The sequence below is a fragment of the Enterobacter cloacae complex sp. 394F7 genome (assembly GCF_057320385.1).
The window spans coordinates 1-24,864 of sequence record NZ_JBXWCS010000016.1; the positions used below are offsets into that span (position 1 = coordinate 1).

Below are 24,864 nucleotides of genomic sequence, written 5' to 3' on the forward strand. Positions count from 1 at the left end.
CGCTTGCGTACTACGACCGGAAAACCGAGAGTGTGCTCCGGATAGACTAAAAGTGTTACCTATGTTCCCGGTCTGATCTGTCACCTATGTATCCGGTCATACACTACGCTTACCCAGCCTACGTCGATGTCAATAAATTACATAACTCATTGTAGGCCTGTGCAAGCGTAGCGCCGCCAGTTAAGGTCAGAATCTGGCTGACCCTATCTTTTTTTGTACAGAACATATTCATTTCGCATTGCCAGACAAATGACTATAATAAATCATGACAAATGACATATCAGGAGGTCAAAATGAGAACATGGGTTCCTGCGCAGAAGCCTGCTGATAACGCACTTTGGCGCTATGCCGGTTTACCTGCAAATCGAGGTATGCAACTGATCGAGTTACTCAGCCAAGGTCTACCCGTTAGCGTGCTCGACAATATTCATGAATGGACGGCGATGTCAAAAGCAGACATTTTGCGCGTCACCGGTATAAACGAACGCAATGTCGCACGTCGTAAAAGTGCGGGTCGTACGTTGACCCCCGATGAAAGTGAGCGCGTGGCGCGCTTCGTACGCGTTTTAGATGCTGCCGTTGATTATTTTGGCAGTAAAGATGATGCATGGAACTGGCTGCAATCACCGGTCCGTGGACTCGGAAATGTTGCGCCTGTCGATTTGATTGCAACAGAAACCGGTGCACTGGAAGTGACCGATTTGATTGGTCGCCTGGAACATGGAGTATTCGCATGATTTTTTATCGTCTGGTGACAGGACGATATGCCAGCGAAGCGTGGAGTGGAAGCGGCGCAAACCAGTATGGCGGCCGCTGGAATCACAAAGGACACCCGGCGGTATACGTCTCTACATCCATCTCGCTGGCATCACTTGAAATTCTGGTTCACGTTAAAAAAGATACCGTGTTAAACCAGTACCAGCTTTTCAGCATTGATATCCCGGAAGAGCAAATTGAGTATCTGGATAAAGCATGGCTACCCAAAGACTGGCAGGAGGATCCTGCACCGATGTCGACAATGGATCTGGGAACCGGTTGGCTCCAGTCCAGCAGCGCGCTGGCGCTTATTCTACCGTCCTGCATCATTCCTTATGAAAATAACGCCATACTGAATCCACTGCATCCCGATTTTCATCAGAGACTGGAGACCGTCCAGCAACTCCCTTTTAGCTTTGATAACCGGCTAGCAGAAAAAACCGCATCCTGAGAACGAATGCGGTTGTCACGTTTCAAAACCAGGGGATCGTGGCTGTAGCGCTTAGCCCGTAGGTGGAAAATACTCCCGTCACGGGTGCGGAGAGCAAATCACCATGACGGATAAACAGCCTGAACGATTGACCCGTAGAGAGACTACGCAAATTTAGCCACGGCAAATCAGTCCTTGCCTCTGTCATCGTCAACATACGCTGCTGCGCTTCCTCTTCAGTTAACCATCCCTTCTTCACCGAACGTCGCATGAGCCGCTGCGCACTACTTTTGACCTGTACCCGGCTGACACAACGCCAGTGATTTACCTCTGGCACATTCTTAATCTCCGTACAGTCGCAGTAATCACTCAGCCCTTTTCTCCAGGCCAGTCGCTCAAGCTCATTGAGTGCCTGCCGGTGGCCATGCAAACGCAGAATAGCGCCAGGTTTTACTGCATACGCAGGGAAACTAATACCAATATCGCCCTGCCCTCTCTGACCCAATGCGCGATGCAGTTTTGCCACCAGCGCGGCCATTAGCATCTCTTCACTGAATTCGGGATCTGGCAACACACGGATCTCAAGATAGTGATCCATAAACAGCTCCTTACTCGCTCTTCTCGCCGAAGACACCACCACGGATCAATACGGCCATCACGTAATGTTGCTGATCCACATCCGGCTTCTGGCCTTTGGTGACCCAATTATCGAGAAGCGTGTAGAAATCCATTTTCTCTTTCGGCTGACGACACGCCACCCCGCGGCTGGTGACTGATCCATAGGGTTCAACGGCTATCGCACCAAGTTCGTCCACTTTAGGATGCCAGGTATCGATAGTTCGAATCGCATTACCGATTTTCTGCGAGTGGATGCCAGCGACTTCATCCACCTGATAAAGCAGACGACTCTTGCTGTTGTTGCTGTCCAGTACTAACTCCTGCGACGGGAAGATCTCCTGCCCTGCGCCAAGCAAAACCTGCGCCTCTACGTTGAGCAGAACAAATCCTTTTCCACTGAGCCCCTTTTCTATTTCCTGAGCGAGTTCTGTGAGGCTCTTGTCACGGGCGGTAAAATCACGCAGCGCATAACTGTACGCATCAAACGTCCACGACTGGCTGCCTGTCACTTTCACAACGATTTTTTCTGCACCAACGCGGTTACGCCATAAAAAACGACCATTCGCCAGGTTATTGGCGTAACGACGCGCCAGTTCGGCAAAACCATGTTCATGTATGTAGACGTCGATAGCCTGCTGGAGTTCTTCCTGATAAGCGCGGTCATTACATACAGAAGGAGTCGATAAGTTTCCCAACACGCGCAGGGTAAATTTAACCTGTAAGGTATCCGCGTCCGCAGGCAGTGCCGCCACATCTACCCGCTGGAGATTGGCTTTCTGGATCTCAGCATCCAGTTTTGCCGGATCGTTGGTGAGCGCATTTTTTAGACGGTTAGAGATAGTGCCGCGTACTGCTTTTTCCTGAATCCGAATCGGTTGCCAGGTTTCTCCTTCCCAGCATCCTGAATACATCACCGCATCCGAGGTCGCCAGTTTACGTTCAAATGCCAGTACAGATGCCGTTTTAACGGCAGTTGGAGCCTTTGCCATAAATAAGTCCTTTTTAATTTAGAGGTTCAGATGTCACCGGCGCGCTCGCACCCTGACAGTAGTAGCCTGTTTCCGTCGTGCGATAGCGCCAGAAGATGTCTTCTAATGACCGAATCCGGTGCAGACCGCACCACTCGCCCACGCCATATACGGCTTCGGTAAACGCGAACGGTGTTTCTGCATCACGCGCATTTGCCACGACGCCGGGTGCGTAGAGTTCAGAGATGCGCTGGTATCCTGTCATTAATGGCACCAGATACCCGGGTTTAGGTTTGGGAACGTAGAGCCAACTGGCCGGATCGCCTTCCTGGATATCGCCCTCGTCCGGCATTTCGGCCTGCAGTTTCAGCGAAGCAAAATCGAGCCAGGCATCAAGTAGCGTGGCATCAGGATTGTTTTCAAGAAGCGTTTGATGATGTTCACCTAGCCAGCTGCTGCGGTCGCGCAGGGCAAAGCCCGGCATCAATTGCCACTGTAATCGGCCCATTTCCCGAACGCTGGCAGGCATCGCCATAACCGAAATATTCCGGATATCGACGATGATTCCCCCCGCCAGTCGAAGCGTCGGGCATATCTGAGACAGAAATTCGGCGAGGTCGCGCTGCCCGTATTCACCGTTTGGGATTTCCCCATGACACTCCAGCAGCAATGAAACCGTCAAATGCATACGCCCCTCTTCATTAAAGGAGGCGGTTTTCGCTTCACGGGTAAGAGGATTGCGGGTCAGGGCGAACTGATAATCGCGGCCAGACGTATGCGCGTGGATCTGGTGTTCGTGGCTCACGACAGCACAGCCATCAATGTGCAGCCCATGCTTTTCTGTCAACCTGCGCGACAAAGCATGAGAAAATCCCATGAAATGGGTGATCGCTGGAAAACCCCAGGTCAGGCCAGCAACCGCGTTGGCGTTTTCAACTCTCACACGGCGAAGTAAAATCAGTGAGCTCATTTCAGCGCCTCCTGGATAATTTTTTCCATCTCACGGAGGTTGGCCCGTAAGCGCTCGCGGGTTTCCCATTCACGTTTTTCCATAGCACCTAAATCCGGCATCGACTTTCGCAGACGTGCGTTCAGCCAAAGGGAAAAATCTTCGGCCACAGCGTCCTGCCAGTCGTCTTTTTCTCGCTCAAGACGAAAGACTTCATCTGTTTTTGTACGCCAGGGATCGAGCCAGAGCTGTTGATGGGGTTTCAGATCGGGACAGTTGCGCGTCCAGTTTTGCGCGGTTTCACGTTGAAAGTCAGATGCGATCTCGAACAAGAGATCGATAATCATATTGATGTAGCCATCGCGGGCTTCACGAATACGAAAATTGGTGTAATCACCCGCTTTCGTCAGCAAGGAAACAAGCAGCTGAATGTGGCTCTTCGCTCGGCGGTCAAATTGCCCACCCCAGGCGAAAACAGAACGTAAACTCGTTGGCGGCTTTTCTGCCCTTTTCCACTGCGGCGGCTGGCAGGAAAGCAGCCAGCTACGTCCGCCACGCACGCTGTTGAGATAGGAAATGTTTTGCGGTTTCGTGCCACCGAAGTGTATTTCCGCTGAATCCGGGAATAACGTCAGCGGAGTGGGATGCCAGGTTTTCTCGCGCCTGGCTTTCCAGATGGCTTTAACATCGTCTCCAAAACGGAAGGCAATCATTTTCTGATGCAGGGCGTGAACAAGTGAGGTGGCAAACAGCGGGCTTAACAGATGATAATCATCATCAACCGGAAAATAATTCTGTTTCGCCAGCTTGTGCGAAGCGGGTTCGCCGGGTGTTAATGCGCGCGAAAATCCCACAATCCATTCACTCAGTTGGCTCATGTCATCGGTAAAAGCAGCCAACGCGGCGTGGTCGCCACGTTTCAGGCTTGCCAGTAGGGAGTCTCCGCCTTCAACCCTTATTTGCAGCAGTTTCGCGACGTCCAGTGCAGCTGCGTTACCCACCGCATCCGTTTCCAGACCTGACAGCGTCGCTGTGCAGAGATACCCTTCCTTCGCCACTGCCTCGCTGTAGATACTGCTACTTTTTGAATCCCCATGGGTAAACTTCGCCGCATGGGTCACGAGGTTAATTTGTCCGGCTCGCTTCGCGGCATCCGTCAGCCATGCTTTCGGCTTGTAACGAAGCTCCAGTTCCCGGCGTTCTGCCGCAAGCGTTGCGCTATTAATATCGCTGTGCTTTGCGGCCTCTTTATCAAATGCTTCCAGCTTGGTTTGCCGTCGTTCGGCAATGTACTTAGCGATGAAAGCGCTTAGTGCTTCAACTGACATAATCGCTCCTGATCAATTATCGGTATTCCCTGAACACACCCAACAAAGGGTGATACAACCACTGCTCTGTTTCCTTCTCCCGACTTACTCTCAATGTGATTTCGCCATACCGTCGCGACACCGCGGCCAACTCCATTTGCTTCGTCTCGGCCAGGATCTGTAATACCTCGGCATAATCAATTGCAATCCACGGTTCTACGCCGTGAGCCATTGATAACAGCTGTTCGTAAAATCCACCCGCAGGTTTCGGTTCACCATCCTCCTGAAGCAAACAAAATACGGGCTCGTCGTCTTCTTCTTTCATTGTCAGATAAAAGGCCTTCTGCGGTGATGAGGCGCGAAACGGCGTCCGCCGCTGCAATTCGCAATTCCACGTCAGCGGCAGCCGCCACCACGACGCGGCCACCACATCTGATTTATCGCCGTCGTCCAGCAGCGCGGCGCGCAACCGGGCATGCTCCAGCATCGCCAGCGCATTGCCGGGCAGATTTTCAACGATGCGCGGTATTGCATTTAGTGTGCGATAGCCCTCTTCACTGAGCAGCTCATGGAGATCGTGATGAGGCAGAAGATGGTGTTCGGTTTCAAATCCTGGCTTACAATAAGCCACCTTTTCTCCACGGAGCGCACGCACGTTGCGTTCCAGAATCACCAGGTTTTCAGTATCCGGAACGATCTGGCGATGGCGCTGAATACGCCCCGCAAACTGTATAAGAGAACGCATCGAACTCGGCTCGATAATTCCCCAGTCGGCATCAAAATCGCGCCCAACTTCCAGAACGGATGTGCCGAGCACGACAAAAAGATGGTGCTGTTCCGGTGACGTCAGCGCTTGCTTAACTTCAGGCAACTGCCAGACCAGCGCCGGTTTGTGCCGTGTGAACGCGGCATCGAGGCGTTTTTCAATCGCCGCACGCACCGCCAGCGGGTGCTGGCTGTGGTACACGCAATAATGAATGCGGTAATTGTCCGGAGAAGGTAATGCCATCAGCGCCTGCGCGACGGCAACCAGCGGGTTGATATTCGCCATCCTCACCAGACCAAATGACACGGTTTTGCCGCTTTTATGTGTGCTGTGATGATGACCGTGCAGCGCGATTGTTTGCTGGTGCAACGTCTGCGCCAGCGCAGAGACAACGTCGGCAGTACAGGACGAGTGAGGCTTCACGACGGCCAGTTTCCCCAGGCGAAGCTGGGGCTGCTTTGGCAGACGTTTAATCCGCTGCCTGACAAAATCGCCATGCACCTTACGGAATTGAGCATCGTCGGCCACATCCTGCGGCTGCGCGCCATATTCATCAAACCAGGCGCAGCAGATACTCATCGGTCTGTCCGACTGACCACACGCGGCCTGCCAGACTCTCCGCCCTTCCCGATAGGCTTCAAACAGCGCTTCCGTTAATGAAGGGGGCAGCGTTGCAGAGGAAAGCAGCACGCGGGAGCCGAGCATTCCCGCCCAGTTCACCAGCCGACAAAGGGCATGTAAATCATCAACGTCAAAATCATCAGGCTCATCAAGCACCAGATCGCTGGTCAGCAGGCGCAGCATAGCGGGGATCTGCTTGCCACCGCGCACCCCTTCCGTTGCAGGCATCAGGTGATCGAGGGTTGTCACCAGCACCGGAGCACTGACCAGGCGATTGAGCGCCGGTTCTTTCGCCAGCCACTGCTGAGCGATCCCGCTACTGGTTGCCCCTTCGTAATGCACGTAGTGATGGCTGGAGAAGAACGTTTCGTCGCTGGCACTGCTGGTAACTTCGGCGTCATTCCCCTGATAGAGCTCCTTCACTGCGGCGGCACCGGTCACCACGGCCAGCGTGTCGTCATCCAGCCTCAGGCGCGACTGCAAAGCCTGACCCGTCTGCAGCGTCAGCGTGCGTAACCCCAGCGCCACGCTGAAACGACACCCTGCCTGCTCATCTGCCAGAGCGTACATAATCCGGGCATTGGCAAAGGTTTTACCGCATCCGGTCGAGGCCATATTGATGCCGAAAAAGCCCTGCTCAGCACTCTTCTCGCGCAGAGAAGACGCAACGTCCCACGCCTTGTTTTGCCAGTGAAAACGCTCTTCTTTCGCCCTTTCCCGAAACGTTTTATGCCGGGCGATGGCGGGTAATGAACGGCGCAACGCCGGAAGAGAGCGCCCCATCAACAGCGCATGATGGGCGACACCAACATTGTGCTCATCAAGTTTTTGGTTAAGTTCGGTTCCGTGGTGAGTGTTAGCCCACGCCTGTATGGCATCATCCTGCCATCCGGAATAAGCTGGTTGAGAGGAGTAAACGTGATCGGCCAGCATTAGCGACAGGCGGGCGAGATGGAGGATGAAGATATTATCCATCGTTCCCGCGTGAAGCAGCGCAGGCAGATTCCGGATACGTTTACCAATCTGTCGTGCCTTCTCGCGCCAGGTTTTACTTTTTAGCGGCGTACCGTAGGGGAATTTCCAGACATTTTTAAAATCACGCTCTTTCCACTGATGTTTTTCGGTAGATTTATGATTAAGCGAGTTCCAGTCTGCGTTCAGCTGTTTCTCAAACCAGCCTTCGCAGTAGATCATCTGTGGACGTGTCGAATATGACTGCGGCAAACGGTGATGCGACAAAATCAGCCATACCACCACTTTAGCCAGAGGCGGGAGCTCCCCCAAAAGGCTGCAGTTCTTGTCTGTGTCCATCTTCAACGCTTTCAACATGGCCTTTTCGTCAGCGGCTTTTAGCTGAGTGAGGGATGCCAGCCACTGTTCATCGGTTTGTTTTCCTACAAACGCCTCGAACAGACGAACCGAGATCCACTCATGACGATACGGCTGGCAAATGTGCTTACTTTCCCCCTTAAGCGTCTGCTGGAAGCACATCCCCGCTTTACCAAAATCATGAAACAGCCCGGCAATCGCTGCCAGCAAGGCGATGCTTTCCGCGCTGTGCCAGCGGTGTTCACTGTCGTTCCGGATAATTTGCAGGGTTGTGCGGTTTGTTGGCACGCGCCCTTGCGCGTTAAAGCGACGCAAATTCCCGACAATCCACAACAGTTCACTTTGACCGTTTTTTTTCAGCCAGTGGCAGGCCACGGCGGTGTTACGACGTGCCGTTTTACGCAGCAGCTTGCGCAGCGTAATAGCGCCTTCCATAGTCATCGTCGTCTGCCACGCCGCGTCACCCGTACGCTCAGCGAACTGATCGATAATCTGGCAGCTTTGCTCGCGCGCACGTTTGGTACACCGAGAGATAATCAGCACATTCATTTTGCGACGCCCGCCAGCGAGTGCGAGGTTTCCTGCAAGGTGGCGATCATCACATCCAGCGCATCGGACTGCTGAAACGCGTTAATGCAGCGCTGACGAAACTGTTGATTATCCTCACCTTCCATAGCCGCAATAAATGCCTGCGGCATAACGAGGGCATCTTTTATTAAATCGGCAATATCAAAAACCAGCCCACCGCGACGGGTTTTACCGTGCATAACCGCCAGACCATGAGGAATGCCCGTCACCCATGCCGCAACCGCAGCCAGTCCGTATGCCAGATAATTGCCCTGATCGAGAAAACGGTTCGCCATATCTGCACCACCGCCCCGTTTGGCGCGGGTAAAACAGCCATAGCCCACCGTCTGGCTTACCAGTTTGTAGAGCGATTTTGTAAGCTGTGCTTCCTGGAGCATCAGCGACGTATGATCCTGCGCGTTTTCCATACCCCGCCTTGCACGCTCCAGAATAGTTTCCAGCGCGTCCCGACCGGGCTGAAATGACGTTTCTCGCTGCATCCGCAGCCCTGCCCACTGTTTTTCTATTTGCTGTAAACGAATAAACTGAAACTGCTTTGCCGCCAGCAGACGTTTCTCTTCATCAAACCAGAATGAGACCCAGTTTTGTAAATAGCCCGTCGGGCGGTATTCGCTTTGTGGGCAAAGCCATGAGACGTCAATATCCACCTCGTTCGCGGAATAAAGCGGCGTGCCGTCCGTTCCACAAAAACCAACCATCACGCCTGCTCGCGCGAACTCCCGCATTGCCATTTGCGTAACGGATGTTCCCATACCCAGCATCACTGCCGTGGTATTGGCGATGGGAATATTCCAGTAAAACGATTCTTTGCCTTCCTGAGTGACATATTCAACGCGCCCACCATTCACCTGAATACGACATTTTTCCAGGTAATAAATATTGGCGCGCTTAGAATGGAGAATAGTTTTTAAATCTGTTGGAGTGATGCTGTTGACGGGCATGGCGAGGGCTTTTATTTCAATACATTGAATACACGACATGTTATCGTAGATAAGATGAAAACAAATGTGATGGGTATCAAATGAAAAGTAATTGCAGTGATAATTAAGTAAAAAATACTTTTCACTTTGATATATTATATTTATGAATAATATGTTGGCAGTAATATGATTTACAGGTGAATAGGTTGTTTATTTAATCTGAAAAATAGAGAGCATAAATGTGATGCTATTTAACATTTAAATAGATAGGATGAATATTTGTGAGGAGGTTTGACTTGTACTGCCTGTGCGGCAGTTAACTTCCACCCCCGACTTACTGACTCCGCTGAACTTTCTAAGCTGCCTGTGCGGCAGCGAGCATACACCGGCATGACGCCTGAGCCGAACACGTCTTTCTAAGCTGCCTGTACGGCAGTGAGCAAAGCCCGCTTAAATGCGGGCGTTCTTTATCCTTTCTAAGCTACCTGTACGGCAGTGAGCGGGTTTGGGCTTGTGCAAAACGTCCACACATATTTCTAAGCTGCCTGTACGGCAGTGAACACGACAGCAACCAGCAGCAGGGATACATCACATTTCTAAGCTGCCTGTACGGCATTGAACACCAATCGAGCGCGCAGCGGCGGCAGCTTGCATTTCTAAGCTGCCTGTACGGCAGTGAACGTTGTTATATCCATAGAAGCCGATGTCGTTACTTTCTAAGCTGCCTGTACGGCAGTGAACAACCCGGCGCGCTGGCCGGGTCTGGTTGGTCGTTTCTAAGCTGCCTGTACGGCAGTGAACCGGACAAACGTCGTTCACCCGACCGACATGCTTTTCTAAGCTGCCTGTACGGCAGTGAACATGTGGAATAAAGTAAACCAGCGCATTCAGCATTTCTAAGCTGCCTGTACGGCAGTGAACAGAGGCGGGGGGAGCTATCACCCATGATGAGCTTTCTAAGCTGCCTGTACGGCAGTGAACGATAATTCCGTCAAGCTCCGTGTCGTCAATCATTTCTAAGCTGCCTGTACGGCAGTGAACAAGAGTACCAGGCTGTCCAGGCTGTGTTGAAATTTCTAAGCTGCCTGTACGGCAGTGAACAAAGCGGTCGCTTACTGTTCAGAAGTTCTGATTTTCTAAGCTGCCTGTACGGCAGTGAACACCGGCAGCGGCGCTAAGCGTGACGCCGGGCTTTTCTAAGCTGCCTGTACGGCAGTGAACTAGTCAGCGGGGGAAAGCGGAGAGCGGCCCAATTTCTAAGCTGCCTATACGGCAGTGAACCTATTGCTACTATTGAATCTTTTCTTATTTCATTTCTAAGCTGCCTGTACGGCAGTGAACATCAACGTCTATAAACGAGTTGTAGAAAATCCTTTCTAAGCTGCCTGTACGGCAGTGAACGAACGAGCGGTTTTCTGTGCTGCTGTTCCCTTTTTCTAAGCTGCCTGTACGGCAGTGAACATCAATATTTTGCTGAAGGTATGAAACGTTGTTTTCTAAGCTGCCTGTACGGCAGTGAACGCCGTTGTCGTGACAGAGGAAGTGCCAGTTATTTTCTAAGCTGCCTGTACGGCAGTGAACGCCTTCATCTGGTTGTATGCGTCCATCAGCTCTTTCTAAGCTGCCTGTACGGCAGTGAACTGAAAGGAAACAACGCCATCTTATTGTTAGAAAAGAAAATAATCAACTTTTGCACATAAAACCCTTTTTTCTGAAACGTAAATCCGAACCATATAAATCAATGAATTACGTGCACATCAAAAAAAGGGTTAAACCATTGGCGTCAGAGGAGCTTCCCCGATGCCTCAGAGCGCACTCAGGAAATAATGTGCATTATCTTTTCTGAATGTTGAGGTGCAAAGACATCTGCCGCCATTGAATGCGTAATGTCATGCAGCAACCCCGTCAGGTGCGGCAACATATCGCGGTCAACATGCGACACCAGCAACACATGGTTTAATGCCCGGCAGTAGTCGCATTTCGTTTCGGTATCCTCCAGCAACCACTCTTTTTGTCGCGGTTGCTCCGCGTCGTCCTCAAATTCCACTACCTGAAAATCACGCATTGATTCTATGAGGCCGGTTTTCACTTCTTCCAGATATGCTCCGAGACAGCGGCATACGGGCTGCGTTTGTGGGAGTGACTTGCAGTCGAGGAGAATTTCGGTGAGCAGTTTGCAGCGTTTGGCGAGGGTTGGGAGATCGGGGCTGAGGGAGAGTTCACTGTATAAATGGGCGAAATTGTTTTCTGTATTCATTGGGTAATTCCTTCACACACTTTGAATTTACCACCGCAGGAAACGCCAATTCGCTGGCGGCGGACGAAAAGGAATTGGCGTACCAGTGTGTGTGCTACTGGCGCTTCAAAAGAAGCTTCCGATTCGCCCGCCAGATGCAGATTATACCCCTTTCCATAGGGCGAACGAAGCCTGCAGCATCACTGCTGCTCACACACTTTCAGGACGCCAATCCTGACACCTGATTTTGCAGGTGCGCCGCCATTTTATTACTGTGGATTTATCCAGCAACTGACTTCGAAAGAATCTGGAAAGCGCCTCGCAAAATTTCTCTGCGGCATGATGCCCTCACCCCAGCCCTCTCCCACAGGGAGAGGGAGAAAGGCAGGCATAAAAAAACCGGGCTGATGCCCGGTTTTTAACACACATATTACACTCAGTGAGCCGCTTCCGGCTTGTGCTTCGCCGCACTCTGGAAATCGTACGTCAGTTCGTTCTTCGCCTGATCCAGTGCCACTGTCACCTGGCCGCCGTCCACCAGCGAGCCAAACAGCAGTTCGTTCGCCAGCGGTTTCTTCAGGTTGTCCTGAATCACACGCGCCATCGGACGGGCACCCATCGCTCGGTCGTAGCCTTTCTCAGCCAGCCAGTTGCGGGCCTCCTGGCTCACTTCCAGCGACACGCCTTTCTGATCAAGCTGAACCTGCAGTTCGACAATGAACTTGTCCACCACCTGATGGATCACCTCGGTAGACAGGTGATCGAACCAGATAATGTTGTCCAGACGGTTGCGGAACTCCGGCGTAAAGATCTTCTTGATCTCTTCCATCGCATCAGTGCTGTTATCCTGGTGGATCAGGCCGATGGATTTACGCTCGGTTTCACGGACACCGGCGTTGGTGGTCATCACCAACACCACGTTACGGAAGTCCGCCTTGCGCCCGTTGTTGTCGGTCAGCGTCCCGTTGTCCATCACCTGCAGCAGGATGTTGAACACGTCCGGGTGCGCTTTCTCGATTTCATCGAGCAGCAGTACCGCGTGTGGATGCTTGATCACCGCGTCGGTAAGCAGGCCACCCTGGTCAAAGCCCACATAGCCCGGAGGCGCACCAATCAGACGGCTGACGGTGTGACGCTCCATATACTCGGACATATCAAAGCGCAGCAGTTCAATACCCAGCGCTTTGGAAAGCTGCACCGTTACCTCGGTTTTCCCGACACCGGTTGGACCGGCGAAGAGGAACGAACCGACAGGCTTATGCTCATGCCCCAGTCCAGCACGGGCCATCTTGATCGCTTCGGTTAAGGCCTCGATGGCTTTATCCTGACCAAAGACCAGCATCTTCAGACGATTGCCAAGGGTACGCAGCGTGTCGCGATCGCTCTGAGAAACGCTTTTCTCAGGAATGCGCGCGATACGAGCCACTACGGACTCAATATCCGCCACGTTGACGGTTTTCTTACGCTTGCTGGCTGGCATCAGACGCGCACGCGCCCCTGCCTCGTCAATCACGTCAATCGCCTTATCTGGCAGATGACGATCGTTGATGTATTTCACCGCCAGCTCCACCGCCGCACGCACCGCTTTCGCGGTGTAACGCACGTCGTGGTGCGCTTCATACTTCGGTTTCAGGCCGTTGATGATCTGCACCGTTTCCTCGACGGACGGTTCAGTGACATCGATTTTCTGGAAGCGACGCGCCAGGGCACGATCCTTCTCAAAGATGTTGCTGAACTCCTGGTAAGTGGTCGAGCCAATCACCCGGATCTTGCCGCTGGAGAGCAGCGGTTTGATCAGGTTAGCGGCGTCCACCTGCCCACCCGAAGCGGCACCCGCACCGATGATGGTATGAATTTCATCGATAAACAGGATGCTGTTGGTATCCTGCTCCAGCTGTTTTAACAGCGCCTTGAAGCGTTTTTCAAAATCACCACGGTATTTGGTGCCCGCCAGCAAAGAGCCGATATCCAGCGAGTAGATGGTGCAATCGGCAATTACTTCCGGTACGTCGCCCTGCACAATGCGCCAGGCGAGACCTTCGGCAATCGCGGTTTTACCCACGCCCGATTCCCCCACCAGCAGCGGGTTATTTTTGCGGCGACGGCACAGCACCTGAATCGCGCGCTCCAGCTCTTTATCGCGACCAATCAGCGGGTCGATACCGCCAACGCGAGCAAGCTGATTAAGGTTGGTGGTGAAGTTTTCCATACGATCCTCCCCGCCTGCTTGCTCTTCATTGTTATTGACCTGATTGCTGGGATCCGATGCCTGGTTAGGCTCGTCTTTGCGCGTGCCGTGGGAAATAAAGTTAACCACGTCGAGTCGGCTGACTTCGTGTTTGCGCAGCAGGTAGGCAGCCTGTGACTCCTGCTCGCTGAAGATGGCGACTAAGACGTTTGCGCCAGTCACTTCGCTTCGTCCGGAAGACTGGACGTGGAAAACCGCGCGCTGCAGCACACGCTGGAAGCTGAGCGTCGGCTGCGTGTCGCGCTCTTCTTCACTGGCTGGCAGCACCGGTGTGGTTTGTTCGATGAAGGCTTCGAGTTCCTGACGTAGCGCCACCAGATCCACGGAGCAGGCTTCCAGCGCTTCGCGGGCAGATGGGTTGCTAAGCAGTGCGAGCAGTAAATGCTCGACGGTCATAAACTCATGTCGGTGCTCACGCGCTCTGGCGAAAGCCATGTTTAAACTGAGTTCCAGTTCTTGATTGAGCATAGGCACCTCCCCCAATTTTATGCCTTATCAGGCCTTTTCCAGCGTACACAGCAACGGATGCTCGTTCTCCCTCGCATAGTCGTTCACCATCGCCACTTTGGTTTCCGCCACCTCGGCGGTAAAGATGCCGCAGATAGCTTTGCCACGATAATGAACGGTAAGCATCAGTTGCGTTGCACGTTCTACATCATAAGAAAAGAACTTTTGTAGCACGTCAATAACAAATTCCATCGGCGTGTAATCATCGTTCATTAACATAACTTTATACATAGATGGCGGTTTTAGCGCGTCACGCACTTTGTCTTCCGCCAGCTGGTCAAAATCCAGCCAGTCGTTGGTCTTACCCATTTTGCATAACCACTTTGAATCTACCTCAGATGTTAGATAACAATCATCTATTACTGTCATCCGCGATGTCTGTCACAAACTGTTGCAATAGCGTTAACTGCTTCAAACTTTGGTTGATTATTGTCCCATCTCCAGCGCCAAACGCTTGACGGTTTCTTTCGATTCTCTAAATTGTACAAGCGTGAGATGGCGAGGTTTTGAACAGCCCCCACTCCACCACCGGTTCATTCCATCTTAACTTATAAGATTTACGAAGGATGTCGAAGCATGGAAATGGGTACTGTTAAGTGGTTCAACAACGCCAAAGGGTTTGGCTTCATCTGCCCCGAAGGCGGCGGCGAGGATATCTTCGCTCACTATTCCACCATTCAGATGGATGGTTACAGAACGCTCAAAGCCGGGCAATCCGTCCGGTTCGATGTACATCAGGGACCTAAAGGCAATCACGCAAGCCTTATCGTACCGATTGAAGCAGAAACGGTTGCATAGCTCTCTGTTTTATTGTGTACATCCCGCCGTCAAAATGCCAGCCCGATCGGCTGGCATTTTTATTTTCGGGTTATTCCCGAGCCAGCGCATCCACCGGATCCAGCCGCGCCGCGTTGCGGGCCGGCAGCCAGCCAAACAAGATGCCGGTAAAGGTCGAGCATAAAAATGCGGTAAGAATGGCCACCGGTGAAAACCCAATCTCCCAGCCGGGTAAGAAAATCTGCAGAGCAAAGGCGATCATCATCGACAGCGCAATCCCCATGGCGCCGCCCACCAGACACACCAGCACCGCTTCAATCAAAAATTGCTGCAGCACGTCGCTGGCTCTGGCCCCGACCGCCATGCGAATACCAATTTCCCGGGTACGTTCCGTTACCGAGACCAGCATGATATTCATTACCCCGATACCGCCAACGACCAGCGAAATCACCGCCACCAGCGTGAGGAACAGCTGAAGAGTACGTGTGGTCTTTTCCGCCGTTTTCAAGAGGCCGTCCATATTCCAGGTGAAGAAATCCTTCTTCCCGTGACGCAGGGTTAACAGCCGCTCAAGCTGCTGTTCGGCCAGCGCGCTGTCATAACCCTCCTTGACGCGCACGGTGATAGAGTTCAGCCATGACTGCCCCATAATCCGCCCGGAAATGGTGCTGTACGGTAGCCAGACGCGCAGGATCTTGCTGCTGCCAAACATGGACTGCTTCTCTTCCGCCACGCCAATCACGGTGGCTGGCATGTTCCCTACGAGGATCACTTCGCCCACGACGTTGGTTTTATTGGGGAAGAGCTGTCTGCGCGAGTTCGCGTCCAGTACCACCACCTGCGCCCTGCCCGCCAGCTGTTCGGCGTTGAAAGTCGCCCCTTCGCTGAAGGTCATGCCGTAGACGTTGAAATAATCTCCGCTGACGCCGTTCGCGCTGGCGGCAACGTCCACGTTACCCACGCGCAGGCGAAGGTTTTGCGACACGGCAGGCGTCGCCGAATTGACCCACGGCTGTTTCTGAATGGCCGCCAGGTCGTCGTATTTCAACGCCTGCTGATACTGCGGTTCGTCGTCACCAAAGTCTTTCCCGGGATAAACGTCAATGGTGTTGGTCCCGATAGCGCGGATATCCGCCAGCACCAGCTGTTTGGCGGCATCGCCCACCACCACAATCGACACCACCGATGCAATACCGATGATGATCCCGAGCATGGTCAGCAGGGTGCGCATTTTATTGGCCGCCATCGCCAGCCAGGCCATGGTCAGCGCCTCACGAAAACCGCTGGAAAACTGTCCCCAGCCGGTTGCAGCAGGCAAGGCTTCTTTCGGTGCTGCCGCCCTGACGTGCCGCGGCGGCGGGTTGCTCACCAGCTCGCCGTCGTGGATCTCGATAATGCGTTCAGCCTGCGCCGCCACCTGCGGATCGTGAGTCACGATAATGACCGTGTGCCCTTGATCGCGAAGCTGATGGAGGATCGCCATCACCTCTTCGCCGGAATGGCTGTCGAGCGCACCGGTGGGCTCATCGGCGAGGATCACCTGCCCGCCGTTCATCAGCGCACGGGCAATACTCACGCGCTGCTGCTGACCGCCAGAAAGCTGCGAGGGCTGATAATCTACCCGCTCCGCCAGGCCAAGACGCGTTAACAGCGCCTGCGCCCGCGCGAGGCGTTTCTTGCGCTCCACGCCCGCGTACACCGCCGGCACTTCCACGTTCTGCGCCGCACTCAGGTGAGAGAGCAAATGGTAACGCTGAAAGATAAAACCGAAGTGCTCCCGGCGCAGCTTCGCCAGCGCGTCGCCGTCCAGAGTGGAAACGTCCGTTCCGGCCACGCGATAGGTGCCGCTGGTCGGTTTATCCAGACAGCCAAGAATGTTCATCAGCGTCGATTTACCGGAGCCGGACGCACCGACAATCGCCACCATCTCGCCCGCTTCCACGCGCAGGGAGATGCCCTTCAGCACCTCCACCGGACCATCGCCCGACGGATAGCTGCGACGAATGTCAGTCAGTTCAAGCAACGCCGTCATTTCGCCGCTCCGGGCAGGGTTTCGCTGGTGACTACCTCGTCACCCTCTTCCAGCCCTTTCACCACCACCACGTCGGTATCGTTGCGTGCGCCAATCACCACTTCACGCTCGCGCGTTTCGCCGTTGCGTAGCACCTTCACCTTATAGCGGTTATCCCCGGCGGATTCCCCCAGCGCAGAGAGCGGGACGGTCAGCACGTTTTTAACGCCCGTAAGCTGAATATGGACCTGCGCGGTCATATCCAGACGCAGCACGCCCTGCGGGTTAGGGACTTCAAAACGGGCATAGTAGAAGATCGCATCGTTCACTTTTTCCGGCGTGGGCAGAATGTCCTTCAGCACGCCTTCATAGCGCGTCTGCGGATCGCCCAGCACGGTAAACCAGGCGTTCTGCCCCGGCTTCAGATGGATTACATCCGCCTCGGAAACCTGCGCTTTCACCAGCATTGTGCTCATGTCCGCCAGCGTCAGAATGTTCGGCGCCTGTTGGGCGGCAATCACCGTCTGACCCTGTAGCGTGGTGATCTGGGTCACTTCCCCGGCCATGGGCGCCACGATCTTCGTATAGTCGAGGTTGGTTTTCGCCGTATCCAGCGAAGCCTGATTGCGCTTGATTTGCGCGTCAATGGTGCCAATCTGCGCCTGTTTCACCGCCAGTTCGGTGGCGGCCGTGTCGAGATCCTGTTTCGAGATCGCCTGCGTTTTGGCCAGCGCCTGCTGGCGCGTCAGGGTCACCTGGGCGAGGTTTCGCTCCGCCAGCGCCTGCGCACGCTGCGCGCGCAGCTCCATCAGCGTAGCTTCCACTTCCCGGATCTGGTTCTCGGCCTGCTCAGGATCGATAACGCCGAGCAACTGACCCTTTTTCACCTTATCGCCAATCTCAACGGACAGCGTTTTTAACTGTCCGCTCACCTGCGCCCCCACGTCCACCTTGCGCAGGGCATCGAGTTTGCCTGTGGCGAGCACGTTTTGCTGCAGTTCGCCCGGACGGACGATCAGTGTTTGATACTGCGGAACAGGCGCGTTGAGCACTTGCCACAACCAGTACCCACCCGCTACCACCACTATCGCCAGCAGCAGAAACCACTTTCTGCGTTTTCCCTTAAGGTTCATAAATATTCCAAATAATTGTTCTGGCTTTCATCAACGTTGATTCTATCTAAACCACTCCTCAACGAAACCCCTGATTTCGGGAAATGCCTGGATTTGTTGACACGACGTTGACAAAGGGCCTGCTGAAATATCGTTATTCCATAAGAAGCAGGATCTCACATGTCTTCCATCGTCGATACACCGTATTCCACTCCGTCACAGCCAAAATCCGGCTGGCAGCTGTTTAAAAACCTGGTCACCGGTGCCATTACGCCGGGTCTGGCATGGCAAAACCCTGCTTATCGACGTAAGTTTGCGCTTCGCACCCTGGCGACGCCCCTCAGCACCGCGCGCCTGCTCTCAAGCCTGGCAAAGCAGCCTCGTCTGATGCAAATACTGCAGGTTCAGCCCGGTCTGCCGTGCCGCCTGCACCGCCCGTGGCTGACCGTGAATATGGATCGCCCGCATGCGCTGGAAGCCCTGAACTGGCACTACCAGACCATGAGCAACCACCTGCCGGCCGCGCTGCTCAAAGGCTATCTTTCTAAACAGGGCGTGACGCTCCTGACTTTAACCGGTAAGGATGAACAGCAATTTACCGTTCGGTTATGCGCCGATGCGTTCCTGGATAAAGAAGGAGAAGCGACCCTCGTCTTCTGTGATCATCAGGATACCGTGCTGGCGGAAATAACGTTTACGCTGTGCCCGTTTGAAGGCAAAAGCACGCTCTTTATCGGCGGCCTGCAGGGGGCGAAAGCCCACGTTCCGCATGAGCTGATCCAGAAAGCAACCAAGGCGTGCCATGGCCTGTTCCCGAAACGTCTGCTGGTTGAAACCGCGATGACGCTTGGCGGAGCTTTCCCGGTGGAACAGATTGTCGCGGTGAGTAATGCCACCCACATCTATCGCAGCTGGCGTTACCGGAAGAAAAAAGAGGGGAAACTGCTGGCGGATTACGACAGCTTCTGGATCTCCCTCGGCGGACACAAACAGGATAACGGTAACTTCGTGCTACCGCTTGCCATGCCGCGTAAGTCCATGGAAGAGATTGCCAGTAAAAAACGGGCTGAATACCGCCGCCGCTATGAGCTGCTGGATAGCCTGACGGAGCAGGTCACCCAGGCAACCCGGCGTTAATCGGCTTTCCCGCGTGCCAGCCACAGGACGCGGGAGAACATTTTACGCAGCAGCGTAGGCACCGATTCGATCCCTCTCCGCCCTGCTTCTGTTGCCACTTCAATGGCTAAATCCGGTTTTGAAGAGCGGTGGATCGCTTTGGCGATCACGCGCCGCATGTTCATCGGCACATCAACCGGCACCATCGCTATCCTGTGGAACACGTCATCGAACCCCTGGCGGTACATAAAGTGCTCCATGTCCATGGCGGGCAGCATGGTTAAATGATCCCGCTCTTCTTCTCGCTCATCGTTCAACAGGCTGCGCACGGTGGATGCGTATTTTTTACCTGCCTCATCGCCGTCGACCAGCACGTGCCATTCTATGCCCATCCGCCGGGCGAATTTGATCAGCGGCTTTAACCCTGACTGCGCAAACTCGATGACCTTAATCCCCTCCGCATCAAAATGGTGGCCGCACTGGCGCGCCAGCTCGTTGATGACCCAGGTCTCGGTTTCCCCCTCCACCAGGAGCCAGCAGCGGGCAAACAGCGACGAGGCACGATTAAAGCGGATATGAAACGCGATACGGCGACCATCCTCGGCATTCATCCCTCCCGGCCCCAGCCGGTAAGCAGAAACGCGCGATGATTCACGCACCAGGCGGCAAACATACTCGACCGGCGTCAGAGACAACAGTTCGCCGGAATTGGTGGTGGTAATGCGCTGAAGCGGCAGCAGATTCAGCAGGTGCCAGGCAACGGAGAGCATGATCGGGTGCAGACGTGTTTCCGGGTCTTCCACCAGCAGCAGCGGACGCGCATCGCGATCCAGACGAACGGTTCCTTTGGCCTGCAGAAGCGTGGAAAACAGCCCCAGTAAAATCACCCGATGGGTGCGCCCACCGGGCCGGTCGATCATCCGGTTAATGATGTCGAGATAACGCCAGCTTCGCTGCTCATCGTGGGAACGGCGGCGCATCAGACGATGGCGCGATTGTGACGTCCCCTGCTCGGAAAAATAGTGCTCCAGCAGTTGCACCATGGCAGAGAGCCCCTGGCGGATTTGCCCATCGGTGAGATTTTGCGGACGCGAAACCAGCTCGCGTGCCAGGAAATCAAGCTCGCGGGCGGTGACTTCTACTTCCGGCATATGCGGCACGGTACCGTTACGGATACGCCGCATAAAACGCGCATCGCGCAAGCGTAGCACCGGCATCAAACGAATCAGATGCCGGGCCAGCTCGTCGATATTGTCCAGCGGGATGGGGTTGCCTTTCTGGTCGAGAAATTCACGCAGGGTCAGCACCCCTTCATTCTCGGACATCTCGCCTTCCAGACGATAAAAAATACGGTGGAAGCCATCATCGCTCTGAACCCAGCACGGTGACATCGGGCGGAAGCGACGCACCCGGTGACGCCCCGGCTCGGATTCGCGGAAAGTCAGAATGATATGGAGATGCTTCTCACGGCCGTTGACATCGCCGGGTGGAAACCAGAAATCATCATGAACGAAGTGATACAAATCGCCTTCGGGCGAAAGCAGCAGCGTCAGCGCATCCAGCAGGCTGGACTTACCCCAGGCGTTCTCGCCGATGAGGACGTTATTCTGCTCCAGCTGGAGTGACAGACGGTTTATACCGCGAAACCCGACAATTTCCACACGTTCGAGAAGCATACATCCCCCGAGAAATGATCACTTTTTCCTTTAAGTTATCAGCAGTATAGCGGGAGGATGCCGCGCAGAACACTGTCAGGCCTCCTGATTATTTTGTCTCAGCACGAAAAATTCAGAATTTACGTGCAAGGTTTCATTTGAAATAGTCTCAATAGCACCACAAACTATTGCCCGCAAATTGGACTATGATCTATTCACCTCCAGTTTGAACAAGGATTGACATCACATTGCCTTAAATCAAATTATCCGAATTTATTTAAGTGGCGAAGGGGTGTTGTTGGTTTCTAAAATAATGGCTCTTTGAGTCGTCATCCCTTTATGGCGATATATCCCGCGCGCGGGAAAGCGTGCGGTAGTTAATTGAGGTGGTTATGTTCAGAAAATTAGCAGCAGAATGCTTTGGTACATTCTGGCTGGTGTTTGGTGGCTGCGGTAGTGCCGTTCTGGCAGCAGCATTTCCGGAACTCGGCATTGGTTTTGTCGGCGTCGCGCTGGCATTTGGTTTAACGGTATTAACCATGGCCTTCGCCGTGGGACATATTTCCGGTGGTCATTTTAACCCGGCCGTGACATTAGGCTTATGGGCTGGTGGTCGCTTCCCGGCTAAAGAGGTCATTGGCTATATTGTCGCTCAGGTTGTGGGCGGTATTATTGCTGCCGCGGTGCTGTACGTGATTGCCAGCGGTAAAGCCGGCTTTGACGCCGCAGCCAGCGGTTTTGCTTCCAACGGCTTCGGTGAGCACTCGCCTGGCGGCTACTCTATGCTCTCTGCCATTGTGATTGAAATTGTACTGACCGCCGGCTTCCTGCTGGTGATCCACGGCGCGACCGACAAATACGCCCCTGCGGGCTTCGCGCCTATCGCCATTGGTCTGGCACTGACGCTTATTCACCTGATCTCCATTCCGGTGACCAACACCTCGGTGAACCCGGCGCGCAGCACCGCCGTCGCCATCTTCCAGGGCGGTTGGGCACTTGAGCAGCTGTGGCTGTTCTGGGTAATGCCGATCGTCGGCGGTATTCTGGGCGGCGTGCTGTATCGCACCCTGCTGGAAAAACGCGATTAATCTTTCCCTCCCTCTCCCTGTGGGAGAGGGCCAGGGTGAGGGCAACAGGCCGGGTAAGGCGCAGCCGCCACCCGGCTTTCTTTTGCCGCTTTACTGAACAGCCTTTATTGGGTAGTGTCTCTGGCGCTCAACAGCTACTCACAAGGACCGGTTGTTCATGTTCTCAGGACTCCTCATTATTTTGCTGCCCCTGATTGTGGGCTATCTTATCCCGCTGCATCAGGCATCGGCATTACGGCTTATCAACCGTTTTCTCAGCTGGATTGTTTACGTCATTCTGTTCTTTATGGGGATTAGCCTGGCCTTTCTGGATAACCTGGCGACCAATCTGCTTTCCATCCTGCATTATTCTGCGGTCACTGTTGTGGTTATTTTGCTCTGCAATATCGCCGCCTTATTCTGGCTTGAACGCACTATTCCGTGGAAAAACCATCACCATCAGGAAAAACTGCCTTCCCGAATTGCGATGGCGCTGGAATCATTAAAACTGTGCGGCGTCGTGGTGCTCGGTTTTGTCCTTGGACTCACCGGATGGCCTTTTTTGCAGCACGCCACCGAAGCCAGCGAATATACCCTGATCTTCCTGCTGTTCCTTATTGGTATCCAGCTACGCAATAATGGCATGACCCTGAAACAGATTGTCCTGAATCGTCGGGGAATGATTGTTGCCGTTATTGTGGTCGCCAGTTCAATGGTGGCAGGCGTCATTAACGCCTTGATTCTCGACCTGCCGCTCAAAACCGGCCTGGCCATGGCCTCCGGATTTGGCTGGTATTCCCTCTCCGGTATTCTGCTAACCGAGTCGTTTGGCCCTGTTATTGGCAGCGCCGCCTTCTTTAACGACCTGGCGCGGGAGTTAATCGCCATCATGCTGATCCCGGGTCTGGTTCGCCGCAGCCGCTCTACCGCGCTGGGTCTGAGCGGGGCGACGTCAATGGACTTTACCCTGCCGGTATTACAACGCTCTGGCGGGCTGGAAATGGTGCCCGCCGCCATCGTACACGGCTTTATTCTGAGCCTGCTGGTGCCTGTTCTGATGGCCTTTTTCTCCGCCTGATACCTCTCTGGCGGTAGGGTTCCTGCCGCCAAAATTGCGATAAATCAATCTCCCTCTACTTTGTCAAAAAAAGCCCTTTTCACCGCCCGGACACAGGCATAACCTTAAACATGTAGTTCAAATATAACTTTAACAGGTGTGATTATGTTTTGTGTGCAATGTGAACAAACTATCCGTACCCCGGCAGGCAATGGCTGTTCTTACGCGCAGGGTATGTGCGGTAAAACCGCAGAAACATCAGACCTGCAGGATCTACTGATTGCTGCCCTGCAGGGGCTTTCCGCCTGGGCATTCAAAGCCCGCGAGTACGGTATTGTCGACCACTACGTAGACAGCTTTGCGCCGCGCGCCTTTTTCTCCACGCTGACTAACGTTAACTTTGATTCGCCGCGCATTGTCGGGTACGCCCGTGAAGCGATTGCCCTGCGCGAAGCGCTGAAAGCGCAGTGCCTGAATGCCGATGCCAGCGCCCGCGTGGACAACCCGATGTCAGAACTGCAGCTGGTGAGTGACGACCTGGGCGAATTACAGCGTCAGGCCGCAGAATTTACCCCGAACAAAGACAAAGCGGCGATTGGCGAGAACATTCTCGGCCTGCGCCTGCTGTGCCTGTACGGCCTGAAAGGTGCCGCAGCCTATATGGAGCACGCGCACGTGCTTGGCCAGTACGATAACGACATCTACGCGCAGTACCACAAAATCATGGCGTGGCTGGGCTCCTGGCCTGCCGATATGAATGCGCTGCTTGAGTGCTCTATGGAAATCGGCCAGATGAACTTCAAAGTGATGAGCATTCTGGATGCCGGTGAAACCAGCACCTACGGTCATCCAACGCCAACGCAGGTCAATGTGAAAGCGACCGAAGGCAAATGTATTCTCATCTCCGGCCACGACCTGAAAGATCTCTACAACCTGCTGAAGCAGACCGAAGGCACCGGCGTTAACGTCTATACCCACGGCGAAATGCTGCCCGCACACGGCTACCCGGAACTGCGTAAATTCAAACATCTGATCGGGAACTACGGCAGCGGCTGGCAGAATCAGCAGGTTGAGTTCGCCCGCTTCCCGGGCCCAATTGTGATGACCTCTAACTGCATCATCGACCCGACCGTCGGCGCGTATGATGACCGCATCTGGACCCGCAGCATCGTCGGCTGGCCTGGCGTGAGCCACCTTGAAGGTGACGATTTCGGTCCGGTGATCGCCCAGGCGCAGCAGATGGCGGGCTTCCCGTACAGCGAAATTCCGCACCTGATCACTGTCGGTTTTGGTCGCGAAACGCTGCTCGGCGCCGCAGACTCGCTGATTGACCTCGTCAGCCGTGAAAAACTGCGCCACATCTTCCTGATTGGCGGCTGTGACGGCGCGCGCGGTGAGCGTAACTACTTCACCGATTTCGCCACCCGCGTGCCGGAAGATTGCCTGATCCTGACGCTGGCCTGCGGTAAATACCGTTTCAACAAGCTGGACTTCGGTAACATTGAAGGGCTGCCGCGTCTGGTGGATGCTGGTCAGTGTAACGATGCCTATTCAGCCATCATTCTGGCGGTCACGCTGGCGGAGAAACTGGGCTGCGGCGTGAACGATCTGCCGCTGTCGCTGGTGCTCTCCTGGTTCGAGCAGAAAGCGATTGTGATCCTGCTGACCCTGCTCTCTCTGGGCGTAACCAATATCGTCACCGGCCCAACCGCGCCAGGCTTCCTGACGCCGGACCTGCTGGCCGTGCTGAACGAGAAATTCGGTCTGCGTTCTGTGACCACCGTAGAAGAAGATATGCAGCAACTGCTGAGCGCGTAAGGAGTATT

At 54.1% G+C, this 24,864-nt stretch carries 19 protein-coding genes and 1 CRISPR repeat array; of the genes, 7 read left to right on the forward strand and 12 right to left on the reverse strand.

The genetic code is table 11. The features are described from left to right. Window positions 1–293: 293 nt before the first annotated feature. Window positions 294–737, forward strand: a complete 444-nt coding sequence (gene parS / locus AC2FAK_RS19870) for a type II RES/Xre toxin-antitoxin system antitoxin (protein WP_038981400.1) — start codon at window positions 294–296, stop codon at window positions 735–737. Further along, complete coding sequence (locus tag AC2FAK_RS19875) at window positions 734–1,207, forward strand: RES family NAD+ phosphorylase (RefSeq protein ID WP_040022898.1); 474 nt, start codon at window positions 734–736, stop codon at window positions 1,205–1,207. Before parS ends, AC2FAK_RS19875 begins: the two co-directional genes overlap by 4 nt. A gap of 22 nt (window positions 1,208–1,229) precedes the next feature. Here the strand turns inward: AC2FAK_RS19875 and cas6f are convergent, their stop codons facing one another. From cas6f to clpS, 9 genes are all read right to left on the reverse strand, one after another. Further along, complete coding sequence (gene cas6f, locus AC2FAK_RS19880) at window positions 1,230–1,784, reverse strand: type I-F CRISPR-associated endoribonuclease Cas6/Csy4 (protein WP_095455590.1); 555 nt, start codon at window positions 1,782–1,784, stop codon at window positions 1,230–1,232. Between the two features lie 10 nt (window positions 1,785–1,794). Then, window positions 1,795–2,793: a type I-F CRISPR-associated protein Csy3 gene (gene csy3, locus AC2FAK_RS19885; protein WP_095455591.1), complete on the reverse strand. Its 999-nt coding sequence runs from the start codon at window positions 2,791–2,793 to the stop codon at window positions 1,795–1,797. A 13-nt stretch (window positions 2,794–2,806) separates the two neighbouring features. Then, the gene (gene csy2 / locus AC2FAK_RS19890; RefSeq protein ID WP_095455592.1) at window positions 2,807–3,742 is read right to left on the reverse strand and encodes a type I-F CRISPR-associated protein Csy2; all 936 of its coding nucleotides are present in this window, start codon (window positions 3,740–3,742) and stop codon (window positions 2,807–2,809) included. After that, a complete protein-coding gene (csy1, locus tag AC2FAK_RS19895; RefSeq protein ID WP_095455593.1) occupies window positions 3,739–5,049 on the reverse strand; it encodes a type I-F CRISPR-associated protein Csy1 in 1,311 nt (436 codons plus the stop codon). The genes csy2 and csy1 overlap by 4 nt, the downstream gene beginning before the upstream one ends. A gap of 16 nt (window positions 5,050–5,065) precedes the next feature. Continuing rightward, on the reverse strand, window positions 5,066–8,293 hold the full coding sequence (gene cas3f, locus AC2FAK_RS19900) for a type I-F CRISPR-associated helicase Cas3f (RefSeq protein ID WP_095455594.1): 3,228 nt from the start codon (window positions 8,291–8,293) through the stop codon (window positions 5,066–5,068). After that, window positions 8,290–9,273, reverse strand: coding sequence for a type I-F CRISPR-associated endonuclease Cas1f (gene cas1f, locus AC2FAK_RS19905; RefSeq protein WP_095455595.1), 984 nt, complete (start codon window positions 9,271–9,273; stop codon window positions 8,290–8,292). The genes cas3f and cas1f overlap by 4 nt, the downstream gene beginning before the upstream one ends. Window positions 9,274–9,604: 331 nt before the next feature. Next, window positions 9,605–10,893: direct repeats of the CRISPR family, unit length 28 nt; unit sequence TTTCTAAGCTGCCTGTACGGCAGTGAAC. Window positions 10,894–11,068: 175 nt separating this feature from the next. After that, entirely contained in the window at window positions 11,069–11,509 is a 441-nt protein-coding gene (locus tag AC2FAK_RS19910) for a hypothetical protein (protein WP_095455596.1), read from the reverse strand. A gap of 415 nt (window positions 11,510–11,924) precedes the next feature. Next, window positions 11,925–14,204, reverse strand: coding sequence for an ATP-dependent Clp protease ATP-binding subunit ClpA (gene clpA / locus AC2FAK_RS19915; protein WP_023622164.1), 2,280 nt, complete (start codon window positions 14,202–14,204; stop codon window positions 11,925–11,927). A 27-nt stretch (window positions 14,205–14,231) separates the two neighbouring features. Next, window positions 14,232–14,552 carry an ATP-dependent Clp protease adapter ClpS gene (clpS, locus tag AC2FAK_RS19920; RefSeq protein WP_006174393.1) on the reverse strand — a complete coding sequence of 107 codons (321 nt, stop codon included), beginning with the start codon at window positions 14,550–14,552 and terminating at the stop codon, window positions 14,232–14,234. Between the two features lie 267 nt (window positions 14,553–14,819). On the opposite strand from clpS, the gene cspD reads away from it, so the two are divergent. Beyond that, window positions 14,820–15,041: a cold shock-like protein CspD gene (gene cspD / locus AC2FAK_RS19925; RefSeq protein WP_008499993.1), complete on the forward strand. Its 222-nt coding sequence runs from the start codon at window positions 14,820–14,822 to the stop codon at window positions 15,039–15,041. 70 nt (window positions 15,042–15,111) lie between these two features. Here cspD and macB read toward each other — a convergent pair whose 3' ends face one another. Both macB and macA read right to left on the reverse strand, forming a co-directional pair. Then, entirely contained in the window at window positions 15,112–17,052 is a 1,941-nt protein-coding gene (gene macB, locus AC2FAK_RS19930; protein WP_061771940.1) for a macrolide ABC transporter ATP-binding protein/permease MacB, read from the reverse strand. Further along, window positions 17,049–18,164, reverse strand: a complete 1,116-nt coding sequence (gene macA / locus AC2FAK_RS19935; RefSeq protein ID WP_014831267.1) for a macrolide transporter subunit MacA — start codon at window positions 18,162–18,164, stop codon at window positions 17,049–17,051. The genes macB and macA overlap by 4 nt, the downstream gene beginning before the upstream one ends. Window positions 18,165–18,323: 159 nt before the next feature. On the opposite strand from macA, the gene AC2FAK_RS19940 reads away from it, so the two are divergent. Beyond that, complete coding sequence (locus AC2FAK_RS19940; protein WP_046888142.1) at window positions 18,324–19,280, forward strand: VirK/YbjX family protein; 957 nt, start codon at window positions 18,324–18,326, stop codon at window positions 19,278–19,280. Here AC2FAK_RS19940 and AC2FAK_RS19945 read toward each other — a convergent pair. Then, window positions 19,277–20,935, reverse strand: a complete 1,659-nt coding sequence (locus tag AC2FAK_RS19945; protein ID WP_013097329.1) for an ATP-dependent endonuclease — start codon at window positions 20,933–20,935, stop codon at window positions 19,277–19,279. The two genes, AC2FAK_RS19940 and AC2FAK_RS19945, sit on opposite strands and share 4 nt — an antisense overlap. A 371-nt stretch (window positions 20,936–21,306) precedes the next feature. Here AC2FAK_RS19945 and aqpZ point away from each other — a divergent pair, with 371 nt between their 5' ends. From aqpZ to hcp, 3 genes are all read left to right on the forward strand, one after another. After that, window positions 21,307–22,002 (forward strand): aquaporin Z, encoded by a 696-nt coding sequence (aqpZ, locus tag AC2FAK_RS19950; protein ID WP_013097330.1) that lies wholly within the window; start codon window positions 21,307–21,309, stop codon window positions 22,000–22,002. Between the two features lie 157 nt (window positions 22,003–22,159). Beyond that, window positions 22,160–23,059, forward strand: coding sequence for a LysO family transporter (locus tag AC2FAK_RS19955; protein ID WP_013097331.1), 900 nt, complete (start codon window positions 22,160–22,162; stop codon window positions 23,057–23,059). A 144-nt stretch (window positions 23,060–23,203) separates the two neighbouring features. Beyond that, window positions 23,204–24,856, forward strand: a complete 1,653-nt coding sequence (gene hcp, locus AC2FAK_RS19960; RefSeq protein ID WP_095455597.1) for a hydroxylamine reductase — start codon at window positions 23,204–23,206, stop codon at window positions 24,854–24,856. Window positions 24,857–24,864 lie beyond the last annotated feature (8 nt).

What these genes read in the sequence shown, in the direction of transcription:
- parS (WP_038981400.1), top strand. Translation starts at nt 294, where the DNA reads ATGAGAACATGGGTTCCTGCGCAGAAGCCTGCTGATAACGCACTTTGG.
- AC2FAK_RS19875 (WP_040022898.1), top strand. Translation starts at nt 734, where the DNA reads ATGATTTTTTATCGTCTGGTGACAGGACGATATGCCAGCGAAGCGTGG.
- cas6f (WP_095455590.1), bottom strand. Translation starts at nt 1,784, where the DNA reads ATGGATCACTATCTTGAGATCCGTGTGTTGCCAGATCCCGAATTCAGT.
- csy3 (WP_095455591.1), bottom strand. Translation starts at nt 2,793, where the DNA reads ATGGCAAAGGCTCCAACTGCCGTTAAAACGGCATCTGTACTGGCATTT.
- csy2 (WP_095455592.1), bottom strand. Translation starts at nt 3,742, where the DNA reads ATGAGCTCACTGATTTTACTTCGCCGTGTGAGAGTTGAAAACGCCAAC.
- csy1 (WP_095455593.1), bottom strand. Translation starts at nt 5,049, where the DNA reads ATGTCAGTTGAAGCACTAAGCGCTTTCATCGCTAAGTACATTGCCGAA.
- cas3f (WP_095455594.1), bottom strand. Translation starts at nt 8,293, where the DNA reads ATGAATGTGCTGATTATCTCTCGGTGTACCAAACGTGCGCGCGAGCAA.
- cas1f (WP_095455595.1), bottom strand. Translation starts at nt 9,273, where the DNA reads ATGCCCGTCAACAGCATCACTCCAACAGATTTAAAAACTATTCTCCAT.
- AC2FAK_RS19910 (WP_095455596.1), bottom strand. Translation starts at nt 11,509, where the DNA reads ATGAATACAGAAAACAATTTCGCCCATTTATACAGTGAACTCTCCCTC.
- clpA (WP_023622164.1), bottom strand. Translation starts at nt 14,204, where the DNA reads ATGCTCAATCAAGAACTGGAACTCAGTTTAAACATGGCTTTCGCCAGA.
- clpS (WP_006174393.1), bottom strand. Translation starts at nt 14,552, where the DNA reads ATGGGTAAGACCAACGACTGGCTGGATTTTGACCAGCTGGCGGAAGAC.
- cspD (WP_008499993.1), top strand. Translation starts at nt 14,820, where the DNA reads ATGGAAATGGGTACTGTTAAGTGGTTCAACAACGCCAAAGGGTTTGGC.
- macB (WP_061771940.1), bottom strand. Translation starts at nt 17,052, where the DNA reads ATGACGGCGTTGCTTGAACTGACTGACATTCGTCGCAGCTATCCGTCG.
- macA (WP_014831267.1), bottom strand. Translation starts at nt 18,164, where the DNA reads ATGAACCTTAAGGGAAAACGCAGAAAGTGGTTTCTGCTGCTGGCGATA.
- AC2FAK_RS19940 (WP_046888142.1), top strand. Translation starts at nt 18,324, where the DNA reads ATGTCTTCCATCGTCGATACACCGTATTCCACTCCGTCACAGCCAAAA.
- AC2FAK_RS19945 (WP_013097329.1), bottom strand. Translation starts at nt 20,935, where the DNA reads ATGCTTCTCGAACGTGTGGAAATTGTCGGGTTTCGCGGTATAAACCGT.
- aqpZ (WP_013097330.1), top strand. Translation starts at nt 21,307, where the DNA reads ATGTTCAGAAAATTAGCAGCAGAATGCTTTGGTACATTCTGGCTGGTG.
- AC2FAK_RS19955 (WP_013097331.1), top strand. Translation starts at nt 22,160, where the DNA reads ATGTTCTCAGGACTCCTCATTATTTTGCTGCCCCTGATTGTGGGCTAT.
- hcp (WP_095455597.1), top strand. Translation starts at nt 23,204, where the DNA reads ATGTTTTGTGTGCAATGTGAACAAACTATCCGTACCCCGGCAGGCAAT.